This is a genomic window from Streptococcus sp. V869, assembly GCF_054353515.1.
In genome coordinates this window covers 26,213-47,583 of the sequence record NZ_JBTHHW010000004.1, presented here as the reverse complement: position 1 = coordinate 47,583, position 21,371 = coordinate 26,213, and the positions used below count along the sequence as shown (strand labels likewise).

At 40.3% G+C, this 21,371-nt stretch carries 18 protein-coding genes and 1 pseudogene; 13 read left to right on the top strand and 6 right to left on the bottom strand.

Going from position 1 to position 21,371, the window contains the following annotated elements:
* Window positions 1-42: 42 nt before the first annotated feature.
* Entirely contained in the window at window positions 43-729 is a 687-nt protein-coding gene (locus tag ACXYSN_RS08115; protein ID WP_458636722.1) for a YoaK family protein, read from the top strand.
* Window positions 730-781: 52 nt separating this feature from the next.
* On the opposite strand, the gene dusB is transcribed toward ACXYSN_RS08115, so the two are convergent.
* Both dusB and hslO read right to left on the bottom strand, forming a co-directional pair.
* Window positions 782-1,762 (bottom strand): tRNA dihydrouridine synthase DusB, encoded by a 981-nt coding sequence (gene dusB / locus ACXYSN_RS08110; RefSeq protein ID WP_458636703.1) that lies wholly within the window; start codon window positions 1,760-1,762, stop codon window positions 782-784.
* On the bottom strand, window positions 1,749-2,621 hold the full coding sequence (hslO, locus tag ACXYSN_RS08105) for an Hsp33 family molecular chaperone HslO (RefSeq protein ID WP_458636702.1): 873 nt from the start codon (window positions 2,619-2,621) through the stop codon (window positions 1,749-1,751). The genes dusB and hslO overlap by 14 nt, the downstream gene beginning before the upstream one ends.
* A 285-nt stretch (window positions 2,622-2,906) precedes the next feature.
* Here hslO and ACXYSN_RS08100 point away from each other — a divergent pair, with 285 nt between their 5' ends.
* From ACXYSN_RS08100 to ACXYSN_RS08055, 10 genes and pseudogenes are all read left to right on the top strand, one after another.
* Window positions 2,907-3,038 carry a teichoic acid D-Ala incorporation-associated protein DltX gene (locus ACXYSN_RS08100; protein ID WP_006150987.1) on the top strand — a complete coding sequence of 44 codons (132 nt, stop codon included), beginning with the start codon at window positions 2,907-2,909 and terminating at the stop codon, window positions 3,036-3,038.
* 17 nt (window positions 3,039-3,055) lie between these two features.
* Window positions 3,056-4,606, top strand: a complete 1,551-nt coding sequence (gene dltA, locus ACXYSN_RS08095) for a D-alanine--poly(phosphoribitol) ligase subunit DltA (protein ID WP_458636701.1) — start codon at window positions 3,056-3,058, stop codon at window positions 4,604-4,606.
* The gene (dltB, locus tag ACXYSN_RS08090; protein WP_458636700.1) at window positions 4,603-5,847 is read left to right on the top strand and encodes a D-alanyl-lipoteichoic acid biosynthesis protein DltB; all 1,245 of its coding nucleotides are present in this window, start codon (window positions 4,603-4,605) and stop codon (window positions 5,845-5,847) included. The genes dltA and dltB overlap by 4 nt, the downstream gene beginning before the upstream one ends.
* Window positions 5,848-5,861: 14 nt before the next feature.
* Window positions 5,862-6,101 carry a D-alanine--poly(phosphoribitol) ligase subunit DltC gene (dltC, locus tag ACXYSN_RS08085; RefSeq protein WP_000351968.1) on the top strand — a complete coding sequence of 80 codons (240 nt, stop codon included), beginning with the start codon at window positions 5,862-5,864 and terminating at the stop codon, window positions 6,099-6,101.
* A complete protein-coding gene (gene dltD / locus ACXYSN_RS08080) occupies window positions 6,094-7,362 on the top strand; it encodes a D-alanyl-lipoteichoic acid biosynthesis protein DltD (protein WP_458636699.1) in 1,269 nt (422 codons plus the stop codon). Before dltC ends, dltD begins: the two co-directional genes overlap by 8 nt.
* Before the next feature lie 248 nt (window positions 7,363-7,610).
* On the top strand, window positions 7,611-8,051 hold the full coding sequence (gene adcR, locus ACXYSN_RS08075) for a zinc-dependent transcriptional regulator AdcR (protein ID WP_458636698.1): 441 nt from the start codon (window positions 7,611-7,613) through the stop codon (window positions 8,049-8,051).
* Window positions 8,051-8,755, top strand: a complete 705-nt coding sequence (locus tag ACXYSN_RS08070) for a metal ABC transporter ATP-binding protein (protein ID WP_458636697.1) — start codon at window positions 8,051-8,053, stop codon at window positions 8,753-8,755. Before adcR ends, ACXYSN_RS08070 begins: the two co-directional genes overlap by 1 nt.
* Window positions 8,748-9,554 carry a metal ABC transporter permease gene (locus tag ACXYSN_RS08065; protein ID WP_414271135.1) on the top strand — a complete coding sequence of 269 codons (807 nt, stop codon included), beginning with the start codon at window positions 8,748-8,750 and terminating at the stop codon, window positions 9,552-9,554. The genes ACXYSN_RS08070 and ACXYSN_RS08065 overlap by 8 nt, the downstream gene beginning before the upstream one ends.
* A gap of 9 nt (window positions 9,555-9,563) precedes the next feature.
* A complete protein-coding gene (locus ACXYSN_RS08060; protein WP_458636696.1) occupies window positions 9,564-11,066 on the top strand; it encodes a zinc ABC transporter substrate-binding protein AdcA in 1,503 nt (500 codons plus the stop codon).
* Between the two features lie 126 nt (window positions 11,067-11,192).
* A pseudogene (locus tag ACXYSN_RS08055) lies at window positions 11,193-12,046 on the top strand (VOC family protein).
* A gap of 49 nt (window positions 12,047-12,095) precedes the next feature.
* Here ACXYSN_RS08055 and ACXYSN_RS08050 read toward each other — a convergent pair.
* The gene (locus ACXYSN_RS08050; protein WP_458636695.1) at window positions 12,096-14,108 is read right to left on the bottom strand and encodes a DUF2079 domain-containing protein; all 2,013 of its coding nucleotides are present in this window, start codon (window positions 14,106-14,108) and stop codon (window positions 12,096-12,098) included.
* A 486-nt stretch (window positions 14,109-14,594) separates the two neighbouring features.
* On the opposite strand from ACXYSN_RS08050, the gene ACXYSN_RS08045 reads away from it, so the two are divergent.
* Complete coding sequence (locus ACXYSN_RS08045) at window positions 14,595-14,852, top strand: metal-sensitive transcriptional regulator (protein WP_006150993.1); 258 nt, start codon at window positions 14,595-14,597, stop codon at window positions 14,850-14,852.
* A 97-nt stretch (window positions 14,853-14,949) separates the two neighbouring features.
* Here the strand turns inward: ACXYSN_RS08045 and ACXYSN_RS08040 are convergent, their stop codons facing one another.
* From ACXYSN_RS08040 to ACXYSN_RS08030, 3 genes are read right to left on the bottom strand one after another with little or no spacing between them, the layout of a single operon-like run.
* The gene (locus tag ACXYSN_RS08040) at window positions 14,950-15,243 is read right to left on the bottom strand and encodes a rhodanese-like domain-containing protein (RefSeq protein WP_458636694.1); all 294 of its coding nucleotides are present in this window, start codon (window positions 15,241-15,243) and stop codon (window positions 14,950-14,952) included.
* Window positions 15,233-16,888: an FAD-dependent oxidoreductase gene (locus tag ACXYSN_RS08035; protein WP_458636693.1), complete on the bottom strand. Its 1,656-nt coding sequence runs from the start codon at window positions 16,886-16,888 to the stop codon at window positions 15,233-15,235. The genes ACXYSN_RS08040 and ACXYSN_RS08035 overlap by 11 nt, the downstream gene beginning before the upstream one ends.
* Before the next feature lie 19 nt (window positions 16,889-16,907).
* Window positions 16,908-17,213, bottom strand: a complete 306-nt coding sequence (locus tag ACXYSN_RS08030; RefSeq protein WP_006150962.1) for a rhodanese-like domain-containing protein — start codon at window positions 17,211-17,213, stop codon at window positions 16,908-16,910.
* A gap of 532 nt (window positions 17,214-17,745) precedes the next feature.
* Between ACXYSN_RS08030 and rpoB the strand changes: the two genes are divergently transcribed.
* The gene (gene rpoB / locus ACXYSN_RS08025; protein ID WP_458636692.1) at window positions 17,746-21,348 is read left to right on the top strand and encodes a DNA-directed RNA polymerase subunit beta; all 3,603 of its coding nucleotides are present in this window, start codon (window positions 17,746-17,748) and stop codon (window positions 21,346-21,348) included.
* The last annotated feature ends 23 nt before the right edge of the window (window positions 21,349-21,371 follow it).

Sequence of the window (21,371 nt, the reverse complement as noted above, 5' to 3'; positions counted from 1 at the left end):
GTGGTATAATAAATGAATCAAAAGGGAATGAGTGATAAATCAATGACGGATAAATTAATTTTACCTCAAAATACACGACTCATGGGAGTGTTTCTTGGCTTTATCGGTGGTTCTTTGGATGTGTTCTGTCACATCCAGTACCATAGTTTGGTGGCGACACAGACAGGGAATATTCTCCTACTGATATCAGATTGGCACGATTCACATGTCATCAATACCATGTTGCGGTTCTGCTCCATTATTTTCTTTTCCCTAGGATTTCTGTTTGCATTACACATGAAAGAATATCGCAAAACAGCCTATTGGCGTGTTAAGATGCTGCTTCCCTTATTTATTGGAACTCTTCTTTTGCCCTTCTTTTCTCGATTTCCTTTACTAGAAGTACCTTTTATTGCTTTTGGAACAGGTATGATGATGCTAACATTTACGGGTAGTTTGATTGAAGATCATCCTTATGTCATTTTTATGACTTCTGGAAATTACCGAAAGATGTTGACTGCTTTGTATCGCATCGTTAGAGGAGAAGGAGATGTTCAAGAATATCGTCGCCAAGCCTTGAACTATGGAATTGTTGTAGGGAGTTTCGTTTTGGGGGCAATTAGTTTAGCTGTATCTATGCATTTTTTCCATGAATGGTCTATTTGGATTGTCAGTTTCAATCTGTTTTTGATTATGTCCTACTATATTGCTAGAGTGAAGCAACTAGATTTGCAAGTTGAAAATATATAAAAAGGCAAGGCTCGTTTTTGAGCTTTGCCTTTTTTGTGAGGTGGATAGAAGATTATGCTTTCTCTAACTGTAAGAGAGTTTCAATCTCTGCCAGTGTGCTTGCTTGTGAAATAGCTCCACGAAGTTTAGCAGCTCCGGATGTACCACGGAGATAGTGAGGAGCTAGTCCACGGAATTCACGGACAGCAACCTTTTCTCCCTTGAGATCAATCAAGCGTTTCAAGTGTTCATAAGCGATTTTCATTTTATCTTCGAAGGTCAAATCAGGAAGGATTTCTCCCGTTTCGAAGTAATGATTGATTTGATTGAAGAGATAAGGATTACCCATAGCAGCTCGACCAATCATAACAGCATCAGCACCGACTTCTTCAATGCGTTGTTTGGCATCTTGGACAGTGCGGATGTCACCATTAGCAATAAATGGAATCTTAGTCAGAGCTTGTGCAACCTTGTGAAGAGTTTCGAGGTCAGCGTGACCAGTATACATTTGCTCACGGGTACGACCATGCATAGCAAGGGCAGAAACACCTGCAGCTTCAGCGGCAAGGGCATTTTCTACTGCTAGGGATGGGTCAGACCAGCCTGTACGCATTTTGACAGTGAGAGGGATATCAAGGACTGATTGAACCTTGTTAACGATAGAATAGATCTTGTCTGGATCCTTGAGCCACATAGCACCAGCCTCGTTTTTTACGATTTTATTAACTGGGCAGCCCATGTTGATATCGACGATATCGGTCTTAGTATTTTCCTGGATGAATTCTGCTGCGCGTGCTAGGCTATCTTCGTCACTTCCAAAGAGCTGGATCGATACTGGGTTTTCCCCTTCATCGATGTGGAGCATATGTAGGGTCTTTTCATTGTTGTATTGGATCCCTTTGTCAGAGACCATTTCCATAACAACAAGTCCGGCCCCGAGTTCTTTTGCAATAGTGCGGAAGGCAGAGTTGGTTACTCCTGCCATGGGTGCTAAAACAGTACGATTGGGAATCTCAACATTACCAATCATAAAAGGTGTATTAAGATTTGTCACGAATGAGTCCCTCCAGATCGTTTTCATCAAAATGATAAGTAGTTTGACAGAATTGACAAGTAATCTCAGCCCCGTGATCTTCATCCTTCATTTCCTGCAAATCTGAACTTGGAAGGCTGGCAAGAGCATCCATAAAGCGTTCTTTGCTACAGTCGCATTGGAAACGAATTTCTTCTTCAGACAGGCGTTTGTATGGTTCGTTACCGTAGATAGCCTTGAGAAGGGCTTCGATATGGTCGTCGCTTTCTAGAAGAGTCGAAATGGCTGACATTTCTTGGATGCGTTTTTCAAAACGGGCGATTTCTTCTTCCTTGGCATTTGGCAATACTTGTAGCAAGAAGCCGCCTGCAACCTTGACCTTATCGTCTTCGTCTAAAAGGACATTAAGCCCTACAGCTGAAGGGGTTTGTTGGCTTTCTGCCAAGTAGAAAGCTAGGTCTTCACCGATTTCTCCAGAAATAAGAGGGGTCATGGAATTGTATGGATTTCCAGTACCGTAGTCTGTGATCACTAGGAATTGGCCATTGCCGACAAAAGGTCCGACTAGAACTTCACCAGTAGCAGTTTTTTTGATGTCAACGCCAGGATTTTGTACATAGCCTTTGACATTCCCCTTAGTATCTGCAACGGTGATGATGGCTCCGAGTGAGCTAGTTCCGAGGACTTTGACAGTAATTTTGGTATTTCCCTTTTCGTTTGCGGCGAGAATCTGACTGGCAATCAAAGTACGACCAAGTGCCACAGTTGAGCTAGCTTGAGTTTGATGTTTTTCTTGAGCAGTGCGGACGGTTTCAGTGCTGTCTAGTACATAAGCACGAAAAGATCCACTTTCTGATATTGTTTTAATAATTTTATCCATAGCTACTATTTTAGCATAAAAATGCTCAAAGGGGGAGCCGTGTGTTTGCTAGTCTTTCAAATTGTTTGATTTATAATTTGCTGGTATTAGGATGTCATAAGATTTAGATTTTCAAAGGATGTTTTTATCAAGATTTTGCCTTGTCTTAAAATAAGCTAAAATCAACTTCTAAAAAATGGTAAACAGTTGAAAACAAAGGGAATAAAGTGGTAAAATGGGAACGAGATAAAATAGTAATTGTATTTTTGCAAAAATTGATGAAAATTTACAGAAAAGAAATCAATCATGAATAAAAAGAAATCATACTATGTTTTTTTAGGGCAAACTGTCCTGTATTTTATTGTTTTGCTGGGTTTACTTTATTTCTTTAGTTATTTAGGGCAAAGTCAGGGAAGCTTTATTTACAATGAATTTTAGTTTAAGGAGAGAGCGTCGTGTCTAATAAGCCGATTAGAGATATGATTGAAAGAATTGAGCATTTTGCTCAAACTCAGCCCAATTTTCCGGTCTATAATGTCCTTGGTGAGGAACATACCTATGGTGATTTGAAAGCCGATTCTGATAGCTTGGCTGCAGTCATTGATCAGCTAGGATTACCTGAAAAATCTCCTGTTGTGGTCTTTGGTGGTCAAGAATATGAAATGTTAGCAACTTTTGTGGCTTTGACAAAATCTGGCCATGCCTATATCCCGATTGATAGTCATTCTGCCTTAGAGCGCGTGTCGGCTATTTTGGAGGTTGCAGAACCAAGTCTGATTATTGCCATCAATGAGTTTCCAATCGAAAACCCAGCTGCTCCAATCATGTCCTTTGAGCAAGTGCGTGAAGCTTATGCAGCTCAGAATGCCTACGACTTGCAACATCCGGTCAAAGGGGATGATAACTACTACATCATCTTTACGTCTGGAACAACAGGTAAACCAAAAGGGGTGCAAATTTCGCACGATAACTTGCTCAGCTTTACTAACTGGATGATTACGGACAAGGAATTTGCAACGCCAGAGCGTCCGCAAATGTTGGCGCAACCACCCTATTCTTTTGACTTGTCTGTCATGTATTGGGCACCGACCTTAGCTCTTGGAGGAACGCTCTTTGCCCTTCCATCAGCCATTACTCAAGACTTCAAACAACTCTTTGCGACTATCTTTTCTCTTCCGATTGCTATCTGGACTTCGACACCATCTTTTGCAGATATGGCTATGTTGTCTGAAGATTTCAATGCTGAAAAGATGCCAGGAATCTCCCATTTCTACTTTGATGGGGAAGAGTTGACCGTTAAAACCGCTCAAAAATTGCGTGACCGTTTCCCAAATGCGCGCATCATCAATGCTTATGGGCCGACGGAAGCAACGGTTGCTCTTTCGGCAGTTGCTATCACAGATGAGATGTTGGCAACTCTGAAACGTCTGCCAATCGGCTATACCAAAGAAGATTCTCCAACCTTCATCATTGATGAGGAAGGCAATAAATTGCCAAATGGTGAGCAAGGGGAAATCATCGTTTCTGGTCCAGCCGTTTCAAAAGGTTATATGAATAATCCAGAGAAAACAGCAGAAGCCTTCTTCGAATTTGAAGGTCTTCCAGCCTACCATACGGGAGATGTCGGAACCATGACAGATGAAGGTCTCCTTCTCTACGGTGGACGGATGGACTTCCAAATCAAGTTTAATGGCTATCGTATTGAGCTAGAAGATGTTTCTCAAAACTTGAACAAATCTCAGTACATCGATTCTGCTGTTGCAGTGCCACGCTACAACAAGGATCACAAGGTTCAAAATCTTTTGGCCTATGTCATCTTAAAAGATGGCGTCAAAGAGCAATTTGAGCGCGAGATTGATATTACCAAAGCGATTAAGGAAGACTTGGAGCATATCATGATGTCTTACATGATGCCGTCTAAGTTCCTTTATAGACAAGATTTGCCATTAACTCCAAATGGCAAGATTGATATTAAAGGATTGATTAACGAGGTGAATGATAGATGATGGATTTCCTAAAACAGCTACCTCATATTGAGCCGTATGGGAATCCGCAGTACTTTTTGTACGTGATTACTGCTACCTTGCCAATCTTTATCGGACTTTTTTTCAAAAAACGTTTTGCCTGGTATGAAATATTGGTTAGTTTGTTCTTTATCGTCACTATGTTGACGGGGGGCAAGACTAATCAGATAGCTGCCTTAGGTATTTATCTGATATGGCAAATATTACTGGTACTTTTGTACAAGCAGTATCGAAAAGTCCGAGATGGCAAATGGATTTTCTACTTGGTGAGTCTATTATCGTTACTTCCCATCATTTTTGTGAAAGTGCAACCGGCTATTAACGGCACACAGTCTTTATTAGGATTTATTGGTATTTCCTATTTGACTTTTCGTTCGGTGGGAATCATTATTGAACTCAGAGATGGAGTCATTAGGGAATTAAAGTTGTGGGAGTATTTACGTTTTCTCCTCTTCATGCCGACATTTTCAAGTGGTCCCATTGATCGATTCAAGCGTTTTAATGAAAATTATAAGACGATTCCAGAACGTGATGAGTTGATGGACATGCTAGCTGAGTCAGTTCGATATATCATGTTGGGGTTTCTGTATAAATTTATCTTGGCTCATATTTTAGGCGAAATTATGTTAACGCCCCTAAAAAATCTAGCTCTACAGGCAGGTGGATTCTTTAACTATTATGTAGTGGCAGTCATGTATACATTTGGTTTGGATCTTTTCTTTGATTTTGCGGGCTATTCTCTGTTTGCTTTAGCAATTTCAAATCTGATGGGAATTCGTAGTCCGATCAATTTCAACAAACCTTTCTTGTCGAGAGATTTGAAAGAGTTTTGGAATCGTTGGCACATGAGTTTATCTTTCTGGTTCCGTGACTTTGTCTTTATGCGCATGGTTCTGTTGATGACGAGAAAGAAATTGTTTAAGAATCGAAATATGACTTCAAGTGTCGCTTATATCTTGAACATGCTCCTTATGGGATTCTGGCATGGGATAACATGGTTTTATATCGCTTACGGACTCTTTCATGGGGTAGGCTTAGTGATGAATGATGCCTGGATTCGGAAGAAAAAAACGCTCAATAAGGAACGTAAGAAAGCAGGGCAACCTCCCTTGCTTGAGAATCGTTGGGCTCAGTTACTTGGCATGGTGCTAACCTTCCATGTCGTAATGGTTTCATTCTTAATCTTTTCTGGATTTTTGAATGATTTATGGTTTAAAAAATAGAAGGAATTAAAAAAATGGATATCAAATCAGAAGTTATTGAAATTATCGATGAATTGTTCATGGAAGATGTTTCTGACATGATGGATGAAGATCTTTTTGATGCAGGTGTCTTGGATAGTATGGGAACAGTTGAATTGATCGTGGAAATCGAAAATCGCTTTGATATTCGTGTCCCGGTTACAGAATTTGGTCGTGACGACTGGAATACAGCCAATAAAATCGTAGCAGGGATTACGGAGTTAAAGAATGCTTAAACGTCTGTGGTTAATTTTTGGGCCACTCCTTGTTGCTACTTTATTGCTTCTTCTACTTATCCTTTTTTATCCTGGTAGCAAAAGTCATAACCTTATGGAGGAAAAATACTCTGCAGCCTCTATAAGTGCAGAGAGCTTCAAGGAGAGAAGTCAAAAAGTGCGAGCTCTTACAGACCCTGATATGCGGTTTATCCCTTTCTTTGGGTCAAGTGAGTGGATGCGCTTTGATAATATGCATCCGGCGGTACTAGCTGAAAAGTATAATCGTTCTTACCGCCCTTACTTTATGGGGCAGGCAGGAGCAGCGTCTCTTAGCCAGTATTTTGGAATGCAACAAATCACATCTGAACTTGAAAACAAACAAGCGGTATTTGTGATCTCTCCACAATGGTTTACAAAAGAAGATCATGACCCGACTATTTTCCAAACTTACTTTAATAATGATCAGCTGACTTCCTTTTTGGAAAATCAATCTGGAGACGCTGCCTCTCAGTTTGCTGCCAACAGACTTTTGAAACAAAATCCAGGAATCTCTCTGAAAGGGATTGTTGAAAAGTTGGCTAAGAATGAACAGTTGTCAGACTTCGATCATTCAATAATTACAGCTTCTGCAGAATTCAACGAAAAGCAATCTGCTCTTTTTGGCCAATTCTCGATTCGTGGGCGATTAAGTTACAAAGATCACGTTGAAAAATATTTGGGCAATCTCCCTGATCAATTCTCCTATGAAGAATTGGAAGCTATCGCTCGAAAAGAGGGGGAAGAAAATACGACCAATAATGATTTTGGTATGGAAAACCATTTTTACAATACTCAGCTAAAGAAGGATTTGAAAAAGTGGGAAGGCTCTCAAAAGAATTTTAACTTTCTAAAATCGCCTGAGTACAATGATCTACAGTTAGTACTCGATCAATTTGCCAAGTCTAAGGTCAATGTGATTTTTGTTTTTCAACCTGTCAATAAAAAATGGATGGATTATACAGGCTTGAGTGAAGAAATGTATCAACACACTGTCGAAAAAATTCGATACCAATTGGAAAGTCAAGGGTTCACCAACATCGCTGACTTTTCAAAAGATGGTGATGAACCATACTTTGTCAAGGATACGATTCATATCGGTTGGTTAGGTTGGTTGGCGTTTGATAAGGTTGTAAATCCTTTTTTGAGCAATCCAACAACAGCACCTAATTACCAAATGAATAATCGATTTTTCAGCCAAGATTGGGCGGATTACGATGGGAACATCAAAGATTTTCAATAAATAGCAAAAGAGTCTGAACCTTGGTTTGGGCTTTTTGTAATCAATGAATTTTGGGTAAAGGTTAGTGTAGTAGTGAAGTTTCCTTTTGAATGAAGGAAGTAAAAAGTCTGTAGAGGAAATGAAAACATATCAGATGTTTTCATCTTTTTTCTTGACTTTTAACTGGGATGTGATATACTTAACTGGTAAAGAAACGAAGTAAAAATCTTGTATTTTAAAGTAATTCTGTTCTGAGAAAGGAGCAAATCATGAGACAATTGGCGAAGGATATTGATCAATTTTTAAATGAGATTATTTTAAAAGCTGAAAATCAGCACGAAATTTTGATTGGTCATTGCACGAGTGAGGTTGCTTTGACAAATACCCAGGAGCATATTCTCATGCTCTTGTCAGAGGAATCGTTAACCAATTCTGAGTTGGCACGTCGTCTGAATGTCAGTCAAGCAGCTGTTACCAAGGCTATCAAATCTTTGATTAAAGAGGGTATGCTTGAAACTTCTAAGGATCCCAAGGATGCTCGAGTTATTTTTTATCAATTGACAGACTTGGCTCGACCAATTGCTGAAGAGCACCATCACCATCATGAACATACCCTCTCGACCTATGAGCAGGTCGCGACTCAGTTCGCGCCAGATGAACAAGAAATTATCCAGCGGTTTTTAACTGCTTTAGTAGGAGAAATCAAGTAATGAGATACATCACAGTAGAGGATTTATCCTTCTATTATGACAAGGAACCTGTGCTTGAACATATCAATTACAGTATTGATAGTGGGGAGTTTGTCACCCTGACAGGAGAAAATGGAGCGGCGAAGACAACGCTAATCAAGGCTAGTCTGGGAATTTTACAACCGCGAATTGGGAAAGTAACTATTTCAAAGACAAATATTCATGGTAAAAAACTAAGAATTGCCTATCTTCCTCAGCAAATTGCTAGTTTCAATGCAGGCTTTCCAAGTACTGTTTATGAATTTGTCAAATCAGGTCGTTATCCTAGAAAGGGTTGGTTCCGTCGTCTTAACGCCCATGATGAAGAACACATCAAGGCGAGTTTAAACTCTGTCGGCATGTGGGAGCATCGGGATAAACGTATTGGTTCTCTCTCCGGTGGGCAAAAGCAAAGAGCTGTCATTGCACGTATGTTTGCTTCAGATCCAGATATCTTTATCTTGGATGAGCCAACGACAGGGATGGATACGGGAACCAAGAATGAATTTTATGAACTCATGCACCATAGTGCCCACCACCATGGCAAGGCTGTTCTGATGATTACTCACGATCCTGAAGAAGTCAAGGACTACGCAGATCGTAATATTCACCTGGTTCGAGACCAAGATTCCCCATGGCGTTGCTTCAATGTCCATGAAAGTGATCAGGAGGTGGACCATGCTTAATCTACTGTCTTATGATTTTATGCAGCGGGCCTTTTTGGCTGTTATTGCCATGAGTCTCTTTTCACCAGTTCTTGGGACCTTCCTAATCTTGCGCCGTCAAAGTCTCATGAGTGACACTCTAAGTCACGTCTCGCTTTCAGGTGTTGCCTTTGGTTTGGTTTTAGGGATTTCTCCGACCATCTCAACCATTGCTATCGTCTTGATAGCGGCGGTTTTCCTTGAATATCTGCGTACGGTTTATAAAAGCTTTATGGAGATTGGGACAGCCATTCTCATGTCTACAGGACTTGCAGTGTCCTTAATTGTTATGAGTAAAGGTAAGAGTTCCAGCTCGATGAGTTTGGACCAATACCTCTTTGGTTCTATTGTGACTATCAGTCAGGAGCAGGTAATTGGGCTCTTTGTCATTGCAGCGGTTGTACTAATCCTGACCTTCCTCTTTTTAAGACCCATGTATATCCTGACCTTTGACGAGGATACAGCTTTTGTCGATGGTCTTCCAGTGCGTACCATGTCTATTCTCTTTAACATGGTAACGGGTGTAGCTATTGCCCTCATGATACCAGCTGCGGGAGCACTTTTAGTATCGACTATCATGGTCTTACCAGCAAGTATTGCTTTGCGTCTAGGGAAGAACTTTAGTTCAGTGATGATACTTGCTAGCGCCATTGGTTTTCTAGGTATGGTAGCAGGGCTTTATATATCCTATTATGCAGAGACACCGCCGAGTGCAAGTATTACCCTTATCTTTGTAGTTGTCTTTTTGTTAGTCAGCTTACTCAAACGTTTTATCAAATAGGAGAAGAAAATGAAAAAACTAGGCCTACTTTTGGCAAGTCTTGTAACACTATTCTTAGTCGCTTGTTCCAATCAAAAACAGGCAGACGGAAAATTAAATATCGTTACAACTTTCTACCCTGTCTACGAATTTACCAAACAAGTGACAGGGGATACAGCCAATGTCGAACTCTTAATCGGGGCTGGAACAGAGCCACATGATTATGAACCATCGCCTAAGGCAGTCGCTAAAATCCAAGATGCTGATGCCTTCGTTTATGAGAATGAAAACATGGAAACTTGGGTTCCTAAGCTTTTAGAATCTCTAGATGCGAAAAAAGTAAAAACTATAAAAGCTACTGGAGATATGTTGCTTCTTCCAGGAAGTGAAGAAGATGAAGACCATGACCACGGTGAAGAAGGTCATCATCACGAGTATGACCCTCATGTATGGTTGTCTCCTGTGCGTGCCATTAAGCTTGTAGAACATATCCGTGACAGTTTATCAGCTGACTATCCAGATAAGAAGGCGACTTTTGAACAAAATGCAGCAGCCTATATTGAAAAACTACAAGCCTTGGATAAATCCTATACTGAAGGTCTTTCTAGTGCTAAACAAAAGAGTTTTGTGACTCAGCACGCAGCCTTTCGTTATCTAGCTTTGGACTACGGACTCAATCAAGTCTCTATCTCAGGTCTGTCACCAGATGCTGAACCGTCAGCAAGTCGCTTGGCAGAATTAACCGAATACATCAAGAAAAACAAGATTTCTTATATCTACTTTGAAGAAAATGCCTCTCAAGCTCTAGCCAATACTCTTTCAAAAGAAACAGGAGTTAAGTTAGATGTTCTAAATCCTCTTGAAAGTTTAACCGAAGAGGATATGAAGTCGGGAGAGAATTATATCTCTGTCATGGAGAAAAATCTAAAAGCCCTCAAGCAAACAACTGACCAAGCAGGGGCAGAAATTGAACCAGAAAAAGTAGAGGAAACTAAAACCATTCAAAATGGTTACTTTGAGGATGCAGATGTCAAGGATCGTACTTTAAGTGACTATGCTGACAACTGGCAGTCTGTTTATCCTTTCCTTGAAAATGGTACTCTAGACCAAGTCTTTGATTACAAGGCTAAATTGACTGGCAAAATGACCAAGGATGAATACAAAGCCTACTATCAAAAAGGCTATCAAACTGATGTATCTAAGATTAATATCACGGATAACACTATGGAATTCATCCGAGGTGATCAAAGTAAGAAATATACTTACAAGTATGTTGGCAAGAAAATCCTGACCTATAAGAAAGGGAATCGAGGAGTTCGTTATCTCTTTGAAGCGACAGATGCGGACGCTGGACAATTTAAGTATGTTCAATTCAGCGACCACAATATCGCACCAGTTAAGACTGGGCACTTCCATATTTTCTTTGGAGGAACTAGCCAGGAAGCCCTCTTTGACGAGATGGACAACTGGCCAACCTACTATCCAGAGAATTTATCTGGTCAAGAAATCGCCCAAGAAATGTTGGCTCATTAAATCGAAACAATCCTTCCTACATGGGAGGATTGTTTGTTTTTCCATCCCTAAGCATCTGAATTGACATTAGTTGATAAGGGAGTATAATAGATGTAACTAAAAAAGTTACAACAAAGGAGTTTTTCTATGGTTTATGAATATAATAGTCGCATTCATTTGGCAGAGGTGGCTTTAAATGTTAGAGATTTAGGAAGCCAGACGGCTTTTTATCACAATTACTAGGTTTGGAGATTTTGAATCAATCGGAGAAAGAAGTTCTTTTAGGTGCTGGAGGAAAACCGTTAGTAAAACTGATCCAAATAGAGGATGCCAGCAATCCTAAGCAGAGCTACGGACTTTATCATATGGCCTTGCTCTTACCGAGCCGAGAAGACTTGGCTAATGTTTTTAAACACTTGCTCGATTTAAAGATACTGTTAGTTGGTGGAGCGGACCATGGTTATAGCGAGGCTATCTATTTGGAAGATATAGAGGGTAATGGTATTGAACTCTACAGAGACAAACCTGTAACAGTCCGGGATATTCGTGAGGATGGGCGTATTATTGGTGTGACAGAAGAACTGTCTGCCCAAGATATCTATGAACTGGGACAAGAACTAGATCCCTTTGTAATTGCAAGTGGTACTAGAATGGGACATGTTCATCTATCCGTTAAAAACAGTCGAGAAGCGTCTGCCTTTTACCAAGGTTCTCTAGGTCTTAAGGATAAATTCACGATTCCACACGCCAGTTGGATTGCATCGGGGAATTACCATCATCATCTAGCAGTTAATGAATGGGGAGGTAAAAACTTAGCTCCTCGTGAGCAAGGAATGGCAGGCCTAGCCTACTATGTCGTTGAAGTTGAGAACAAAGAGGAATTATTAAAAGTATTTGCTCAATCTCAAACTGGCAAGGCGATAACTCAGTGGATTTCCTCTTCAGAGTTCAGCATGATTGATAAAGATGGTATCGTGACGCGAGTTAGAGTGGGAAATTAGAAAAGAGCGGTTCAGTCTACTTTAGAAGTAGTTTGAACTGCTCTCTTTTTTATTCAGGTTTTTCGAGAATGAAAAGTTCTTTTGTTGCGTACTTACTTTCTTTATATCCTAGTGTTTCATAACTAGTAATTAAAGGATCATAGACATCGTTCTTCCCTTTTTGTTCACGTGGAATTACGACATAATCAATTGATGGGTCGGCTTTCCGTTGGTTGTGGTAGAAAATATCGTATAGGGCCCGATGTTTTCTAAGTGCAGGTGTATAGCCTCCTTCTGCAACGATTGAGGCATCTTCTGGTAGAATTTCTAGGCCGTATTTGATTGCTTCAAATTTCTCTTTATTTTGTTGATAATAGCCAATGTTGAAAGACCAACTTTGAGTAAGGCGATGAAGAATAGTACCAGAAAAAATCATGCCAACAAAAATAAATGAAATCACAATTTTTTCGTTAATGAGTTTGTGCAATTTTAAATCTTCCAAAGCGAGTAAAGCCATAATAAAGAGTAAAGCGCTAGTACCGTAGCTATATTGAAATCCGATGTCATGTTGATAAGGCCAATCTGACAATAGATTTATAACAATCAATGGTAGGCTAAGGAAGTAAGTTGACCAGTTTCTTTGAATTAAAGGTAAGAAACATAAAGGGGCAAGGGTTAAGAATAAATATCCTAACTTTTTAGCCATAAACAGATGGCTGATAGCGAAAGTCGGGTGAAGAAGCAAATTTTTTAACACACTAGAAATCCCGCTCTCGTTACTCATTAAGAACGCATCATATCGAGAAATCAACCCTCCTTCTCCATAAGTCTTTAAAAGATACATTGAAAATCCAAAGTAGAGAACTGGTAAAACAAATTCTGAAAAAACAATCCATTTCCTTGTCTTAGCGGTTAGAAAGAAGCGTTTTTGTGATAAGAAATACATACCAATGCTAATAACATAGATAAAAGCATCTTCTTTCACAAGTAGTAGTAAAATAGTCGATACTAGAATACCCCACTTCTTCTCATTTACTATGAAATAGAATACCCAAAATATCAAAGGAACCAAGAAACAATTTTCGTGTAGGTGATAACCTCCTGCAGTAGTTAATACAGGTAAAAGTACGAACCAAAGAATTGTCAAAATGTTTTCCAATTTCGATAGATTCAATTTGGAGAGAAGCAATTTTAAAGGAATAACTGCAGAGAATACAACCCAAATTTGTAGTACCTCTAAAGTTTCAACATGAGGGAAAAGCTTGTAGAAAGGTAACATCAGATAGAAAATGGGTGAGATGTGAACTGCAAAGTGCGATAATACTCGATCGCGCTCTAGTGTTGTGATGGCTGTCAAGTCAGTACTCATCCGATGAAACATCTGTGAGAATAGACCAATATCAAAGGTGGAACCATCAAAGGTTTTTACCTTATAGACAAAAACAACTGAGAGATAGACTATATAGAGAGCAACTATAGAAAATACACCATAGGTTAGTAATTTTCTGTAGCGTTCTAAATATTGCTTAATAGGAGAGTTATGGATAAAAAGAAGGGTGGTTCCTGAAAGCAAACCAGCAAAGATTACAGGCCAAATAATAATGTTAAATCGAGTGTCTGCCAAATTGAAAGCATGAAACTCAAGTGCAGTATCTTGGAAGTTTGAATTAAGCAATGTCAATAGACGAGGTGTTGTAAATAAAATAACTAGTAGGTACAGAAATGAAAATTTTTCTTTTCTGAGAAAACTGCCAATATATAGTACTAATGTCAGCAATAGCAAACCTAGGGATAAGAAAAAGGACACGCTCTTATAGATAGAAATAAATAATACAATGTTTAATAATAAAGTATTGATTTTGGAAATACTTAATGCAGGAATTTTTTTAGCAAAAAGAATCAAAGCGGACCCAACTATAAAAAAAGTCCCTATTATTAAAGCTGACACGGGAGCTAAGGCGAGAAATACATCGTGTGGTGTTGAAGTTAACAATTCGATCAAAATCATCAGAAGATAGGCCCCGAATAAACAAGATAAGTAATACATTCGTTGCTCTATCAAGTTTGTTAGAATTCGTTTCATTTCATAAAGTCCTCCAGCTATTATTCTATCATAAAAAAGTAATTTCTTTAGCTTGTGACTGATTATTATTTAGTTTTGAGTTGCCTTTAAAAAATATCTCTTACATTTTTTGAAGAATTACTCAACGTATTATCAGTTAGCATTTTTGAAATAAAAAGGAAAGAAAAGATAAGATTATGAAAATTAACCTTTCAGAAAACAAGCTACAACTATACCAAAGCAAGAAAAAACCGTCAAAGTCCTAGCCTACTATGTGGCTGAAATTGAGAACAAAGAGGAATTATTAAAAGTATTTGCTCAATCTAAAAGTAGCGAAGCGGTAACTCAGTGGTTTTCATTCTCAGAATTAAGCATGACTGACAAAGACGGTATCGTTACGCGAGTTAGAGCGGGGAACTAGAAGTCTTTACCTTTAAGAAAAGTGCTCCTTTTGACAAAGGTCTGTATTAGAGATATAATGTAGAAAAATCGTTTAAGGATAAAGACATGACAAATTCAAAATACATTACACGCCTCAAACGCTCAGAGGGTCAATTGCGAGGTATTCAAAAGATGATGGAGGAAGAGCGTGATTGTGTCGATATCATTACTCAATTAACAGCAGTGCGATCCAGTGTTGATCGTATTATTGAACTGATGATAACGGAGAATTTAACATCTTGTATTAACGACCCTTTAGAGGATCCTCAAGCACAGAAGGAAAGATTGGAAAAGGCGGTTAAATACTTGATTAAACGCAAGTAATAAAAAACATACGTTTCTCTTAAATAGTGAATAAATGATTAAAAGAGCAGTTGGTTTTCTTGAAATTAGACCAATTGCTCTTTTTGAATTTTATTTATTAAATATCACCTGGCCAGTGGTTCATGCCACCTTCTACATTTGTGACGTTGAGCCCTTGGGCACTGAGAAATTGACAGGCAGAGGCAGAACGTACACCTCCTTGACAGATGACATGGTATTCATGGTCAGGTTTGAGTTCTTTGTAGCCTTGCTCCAAGGTACTTAACGGAAGATTTTTGGCACCTGGTGCATGTCCTACTTGGAATTCATGTACTTCACGGACATCGATAAGATCTAGATTTTCATGTTGATATTTTTCATAAAAGTCAGCCATGCTGATATTAGTTAGCATATTTTACTCCTTCTGGATTCGCCATTTTGTATAGTGAATAAGCGCCGTCAAGGTTTTGGACGGTAAATCCTGCTTGCTTGAGGATACGCTCTGCGATATAGCTGCGTAAACCACTGTGGCAGCTAACGATGTAGGCTTGGTTCTTGTCTAGTTCATCCAAGCGTTCCCGTAGTTCGTTTAGGGGGATGTGGATGGTGTCAACCTTAAGTCGACCACTTTGGAATTCGCCACTTGTCCGTACATCAAGAAATTTCTTACCCTTAGCCAGTTCGTCTTCGAGCTGGTACCATTGAACGTTGTCGCTGAGACCTTCGATAAGGTTCAAGGCTGCGTAACCCAGTATATTGACGGGATCCTTGGCAGAACCAAATGGTGGCGCATAGGTAAACTCTAACTCTGGTAAGTCAAAGACGGTGAGATTTCCCTTGATAGCAGTTGCTAGGATATCGATTCGTTTGTCAACACCTTTCTTCCCAACTCCTTGGGCACCATAGATTTTTCCAGTGTTTGGGTCAAAAAGGAGCTTCAAGGTCATATCAGTAGCGCCAGGATAATAACCAGCGTGGTCTTTACCGCTGACATGAAGTGCCTTGTAAGGAAGTTGATTCATGGTAAGGATACGCTCGCTGAGACCAGTCGAAGCAGCTGTCATATTAAAGGCACGAACGATCGCAGTGCCGATACTGCCTTTGTTTGTACGACCAAGTCCTGCGATGACGTCCGCCACTTGGCGTCCTTGACGATTGGCAGGAGAAGCGAGTGAAATGAGAGCGTCTTGACCCGTAATCTCTTGCTTGACGACGATGGCATCCCCAACTGCAAAAATATCTTTTTGACTGGTTTCGTAATGTTCATCGACCAGGATCCCGCCACGAAGTCCCAGTTCAATCCCCGCAGCTTTAGCCAGACTATTTTCAGGTTCAACACCGACAGAAAGGATGGTAAGGTCAGAAGTGATTTTTTGACCGTTTTCGAGAACGATGATTTTTCCTTGGTCTTCAAATCGAGTCGCAGACTGAGAAGTGATAACGCGAACGCCGTTTTTAACCAATTCTGTTTGGACAAAGGCTGCCATTTCTTGATCTAATGGTGGCAAGACATGAGGTGCTTTCTCCACGATAGTAACCTGCAATCCATGTTTTGCCAGGTTTTCAGCCATTTCAAGCCCGATAAAGCCTGCACCGATAACGACAGCTTCTTTTGGTTGATTATCCAAGGCTGCCATAATTTCATCGAGATCGGGAATATTGCGCAGCGTGTAGGCGTTCTTAGCTTCTGCCAAGCCTTCAATGGCAGGAACAAATGGTTTAGCTCCAGGAGAGAGGATCAGTTTATCATAGCTTTCTGTGAATTCTTGTCCATCATGGCGGACAGTCACAGTATGCTCTGCTGGCGAAATGCTGATGGCCTCATGGAAAGGACGTACATCGAGATTAAAGCGTGACTTGAGACTTTCAGGGGTTTGGACTAATAAACTATCACGGTTTGCAATTTCTCCTGAAACATAGTAAGGAAGTCCGCAATTTGCAAAGGAAACAAAGGGACCTTTCTCAAAAATAGTGATTTCAGCGTCTTCTAAGAGACGTCTGAGACGGGTTGCTGCAGACATACCGCCTGCAACTCCTCCAATAATGATAATTTTCATTAATTTTCTCCCTCTTGTTCTATATGATTTTGCCTGTCCAAGCGCTCATACCACCTCGGACGTTGATAACATCATAGCCTTTTTTCTTTAGTTTTTTTGCAGCCATCTTGCTTCGAACACCGGAATGGCAAATGACATAAAGTGTTTCGTTTGTCGCAGGTGTGTAAGCTCCGATTTCGGTTAGAGGAACATTCTTGGCGTTTTTGATATGGCCTCTACGGAATTCCGTAGGCGTCCGCACATCCAGTAGTTGAATTGGTTCCTTGAGTTTAGCTTCCAATTCGCTGGTAGAAATACTATCAATTTTTGTAAATAAATGAAACATAGGCACCTCCGATATACCCTTATGGGGTATATTAAACCACTAAGCAACGCTTTTGTCAAGCAAGTTGAATTGATTAGTATTGTTTCTTTTTCAGTATACAAGATGCCGACTTACAAACTAAAGAGTTGGTTGATAGGTTAATGAATAGAACCTGTCTTATTTATTCAACAACTACTTGTCTAGAAAGTTACCTTTTCTGAAAACAAGCTACAACTATACCAAAGCAAGAAAAAACCGTCAAAGGACTTGAAAAATTAGAGAAAATCGGGTATAATATAAGTAATCATTTGTCGTAGGTTTTGTCTGAAATATTGTCCAGACAAGGCTCACAGCAGTTAAATCTCCTGAAAAAAGTCGGATTTAACTGCTCTTTTTGTGCTTTTTTTCGGTATTTTTTGCATCTGTAATAGACATTTAAAGATTCTGAAAATTAGTCAAGGGGGATAAGGTGATAGAGGTTTTAGAACCATTTAACGATAATTATTAGCTTAGATAACTAAGCTTGGAACTTTATTTACAAAGGAGAATCATCTTGGCAGGACATGACGTTCAATACGGGAAACATCGTACCCGTCGTAGTTTTTCAAGAATTAAAGAAGTTCTTGACTTACCAAATTTGATTGAAATTCAAACTGATTCATTCAAAGATTTCCTAGACCATGGTCTGAAGGAAGTGTTTGAAGATGTATTGCCAATTTCAAACTTTACTGACACTATGGAGTTAGAGTTTGTTGGCTACGAAATCAAAGAACCAAAATACACGCTTGAAGAAGCTCGTATCCATGATGCAAGTTACTCAGCACCAATCTTTGTAACTTTCCGCTTGATCAACAAAGAAACTGGCGAAATCAAAACTCAAGAAGTTTTCTTTGGTGATTTCCCAATCATGACTGAGATGGGTACTTTCATCATCAACGGTGGTGAACGTATCATCGTATCACAGTTGGTGCGCTCACCAGGTGTTTACTTTAATGACAAGGTAGATAAAAACGGCAAAGTAGGCTACGGTTCAACAGTTATCCCTAACCGTGGAGCTTGGTTGGAACTTGAGAGTGACTCAAAAGACATCGCCTACACTCGTATCGACCGTACGCGTAAAATTCCATTTACGACCTTGGTTCGTGCGCTTGGTTTCTCAGGTGATGACGAAATCTTTGATATCTTTGGTGACAGCGAATTGGTTCGTAACACTGTTGAAAAAGATATCCATAAAAATCCAATGGACTCTCGTACAGACGAGGCTTTGAAAGAAATTTATGAACGCCTTCGTCCAGGTGAACCAAAAACTGCTGAGAGCTCACGTACCTTGCTTGTAGCTCGTTTCTTCGACCCACGTCGTTATGACTTGGCAGCTGTTGGACGCTACAAGATCAACAAGAAACTCAATATCAAAAACCGTTTGTTGAATCAAACAATTGCTGAACCATTGGTAGACCCAGAAACTGGTGAAATCTTGGTTGAAAAAGGGACTGTCATGACTCGCGATGTCATCGAAAGCATCGAAGGTCACTTGGATGGTGATTTGAACAAGATTGTCTACACTCCAAATGACTCAGCAGTATTGACAGAACCAGTCGTACTCCAAAAATTCAAGGTTGTAGCACCAACTGATCCAGATCGTGTTGTAACAATCATCGGTAATGCAAATCCAGGTGATAAAGTTCGAACTATCACACCAGCAGACATCCTTGCTGAAATGAGCTATTTCCTCAACTTGGCTGAAGGTATCGGTCGTGTCGATGATATTGACCATCTCGGAAACCGTCGTATCCGTGCCGTTGGTGAATTGCTTGCCAACCAAGTACGTCTTGGACTTTCACGTATGGAACGTAACGTTCGTGAACGTATGTCTGTTCAAGATAACGAAGTGTTAACACCTCAACAAATCATTAATATCCGTCCAGTAACTGCTGCAATCAAAGAATTCTTTGGTTCATCTCAATTGTCACAGTTCATGGATCAACACAACCCACTTTCTGAGTTGTCACACAAACGTCGTTTATCTGCCTTAGGACCTGGTGGTTTGACACGTGACCGCGCTGGATATGAAGTGCGTGACGTGCACTACACTCACTATGGTCGTATGTGTCCGATTGAAACGCCTGAAGGCCCCAACATCGGTTTGATCAACAACTTGTCTTCATATGGACACTTGAACAAGTATGGTTTCATTCAAACACCATACCGCAAGGTTGATCGTGCGACTGGTAAAGTAACCAACGAAATCGTTTGGTTGACTGCCGATGAAGAAGATGAGTACACAGTTGCTCAGGCTAACTCTAAATTGAATGCTGATGGAACTTTCGCAGAAAAAGTTGTCATGGGACGTCACCAAGGGGTTAACCAAGAATATCCAGCATCAAGTGTTGATTATATGGATGTTTCTCCAAAACAGGTAGTTGCCGTTGCGACAGCATGTATTCCTTTCTTGGAAAACGATGACTCCAACCGTGCCCTCATGGGTGCTAACATGCAACGTCAGGCTGTGCCTTTGATTGATCCAAAAGCACCATTTGTTGGTACTGGTATGGAATATCAAGCAGCTCACGACTCTGGAGCGGCTGTTATCGCTCAATACGATGGTAAAGTTACCTATGCAGATGCAGATAAGGTAGAAGTTCGTCGTGAAGACGGTTCGCTTGATGTTTACCATATCCAAAAATTCCGTCGTTCAAACTCAGGTACTGCCTACAACCAACGCACCCTTGTAAAAGTTGGTGATGTCGTTGAAAAAGGCGACTTTATCGCTGATGGACCTTCTATGGAAAAAGGTGAAATGGCGCTTGGACAAAACCCAATCGTTGCCTACATGACATGGGAAGGTTACAACTTCGAGGATGCCGTTATTATGAGCGAACGCTTGGTCAAAGATGATGTCTACACATCTGTCCACCTTGAAGAATACGAATCAGAAACTCGCGATACAAAGCTTGGCCCTGAAGAAATCACTCGTGAAATTCCAAACGTTGGTGAAGATGCCCTTAAAGACCTTGACGAAATGGGGATTATCCGTATCGGTGCTGAGGTTAAAGAAGGAGATATCCTTGTAGGTAAAGTAACACCTAAGGGTGAAAAAGACCTTTCTGCTGAAGAACGCCTCTTGCACGCTATCTTCGGAGACAAATCTCGTGAAGTTCGTGATACTTCTCTTCGTGTACCACACGGTGCCGACGGTGTTGTTCGTGATGTTAAAATCTTTACACGTGCAAATGGTGATGAATTGCAATCTGGTGTTAATATGCTGGTTCGCGTATATATCGCTCAAAAACGTAAGATTAAGGTCGGAGATAAGATGGCCGGACGTCACGGAAACAAAGGGGTTGTCTCTCGTATCGTTCCTGTAGAAGACATGCCTTACCTTCCAGATGGAACTCCAGTCGATATCATGTTGAACCCACTTGGGGTGCCATCGCGTATGAATATCGGTCAGGTTATGGAGCTTCACCTAGGTATGGCTGCTCGTACTCTTGGTATCCACATCGCAACACCAGTCTTTGACGGAGCAAGTTCTGAAGATCTTTGGGACACTGTCAAAGAAGCAGGTATGGATAGTGATGCTAAGACAATTCTTTACGATGGACGTACAGGTGAGCCATTCGATAACCGTGTGTCAGTCGGTGTCATGTACATGATCAAACTTCACCACATGGTTGATGATAAATTGCACGCACGTTCAGTCGGACCATACTCAACCGTTACACAACAACCACTTGGAGGTAAAGCTCAGTTTGGTGGACAACGTTTCGGTGAGATGGAGGTTTGGGCACTTGAAGCCTATGGTGCATCAAATGTCCTTCAAGAAATCTTGACCTACAAGTCTGACGATATCAACGGACGTTTGAAAGCTTATGAAGCTATTACAAAAGGAAAACCAATTCCAAAACCAGGTGTTCCAGAATCGTTCCGAGTTCTTGTAAAAGAATTGCAATCTCTTGGTCTTGACATGCGTGTCCTTGACGAAGATGATCAAGAAGTGGAACTTCGTGACCTCGATGAAGTGGAAGACGATGATGTCATCCACGTAGATGACCTTGAAAAAGCCCGCGAAAGAGCAGCTCAAGAGGCAAAAGCAGCTTTTGAAGCTGAGGAAAATGCAAAAGCGGAAGCAACAGAAGAAGCTGCTGAACAAGAATAAGCAGTTCACTTAAAATAGAAAGG

Coding starts and splice junctions, on each gene's coding strand:
- ACXYSN_RS08070 (WP_458636697.1), top strand. CDS start 8,051: ATGAGATACATCACAGTAGAGGATTTATCCTTCTATTATGACAAGGAA.
- dltB (WP_458636700.1), top strand. CDS start 4,603: ATGATGGATTTCCTAAAACAGCTACCTCATATTGAGCCGTATGGGAAT.
- adcR (WP_458636698.1), top strand. CDS start 7,611: ATGAGACAATTGGCGAAGGATATTGATCAATTTTTAAATGAGATTATT.
- ACXYSN_RS08030 (WP_006150962.1), bottom strand. CDS start 17,213: ATGTTTCATTTATTTACAAAAATTGATAGTATTTCTACCAGCGAATTG.
- hslO (WP_458636702.1), bottom strand. CDS start 2,621: ATGGATAAAATTATTAAAACAATATCAGAAAGTGGATCTTTTCGTGCT.
- dltD (WP_458636699.1), top strand. CDS start 6,094: ATGCTTAAACGTCTGTGGTTAATTTTTGGGCCACTCCTTGTTGCTACT.
- ACXYSN_RS08035 (WP_458636693.1), bottom strand. CDS start 16,888: ATGAAAATTATCATTATTGGAGGAGTTGCAGGCGGTATGTCTGCAGCA.
- ACXYSN_RS08065 (WP_414271135.1), top strand. CDS start 8,748: ATGCTTAATCTACTGTCTTATGATTTTATGCAGCGGGCCTTTTTGGCT.
- ACXYSN_RS08115 (WP_458636722.1), top strand. CDS start 43: ATGACGGATAAATTAATTTTACCTCAAAATACACGACTCATGGGAGTG.
- dltC (WP_000351968.1), top strand. CDS start 5,862: ATGGATATCAAATCAGAAGTTATTGAAATTATCGATGAATTGTTCATG.
- ACXYSN_RS08060 (WP_458636696.1), top strand. CDS start 9,564: ATGAAAAAACTAGGCCTACTTTTGGCAAGTCTTGTAACACTATTCTTA.
- ACXYSN_RS08045 (WP_006150993.1), top strand. CDS start 14,595: ATGACAAATTCAAAATACATTACACGCCTCAAACGCTCAGAGGGTCAA.
- ACXYSN_RS08100 (WP_006150987.1), top strand. CDS start 2,907: ATGAATAAAAAGAAATCATACTATGTTTTTTTAGGGCAAACTGTCCTG.
- ACXYSN_RS08040 (WP_458636694.1), bottom strand. CDS start 15,243: ATGCTAACTAATATCAGCATGGCTGACTTTTATGAAAAATATCAACAT.
- ACXYSN_RS08050 (WP_458636695.1), bottom strand. CDS start 14,108: ATGAAACGAATTCTAACAAACTTGATAGAGCAACGAATGTATTACTTA.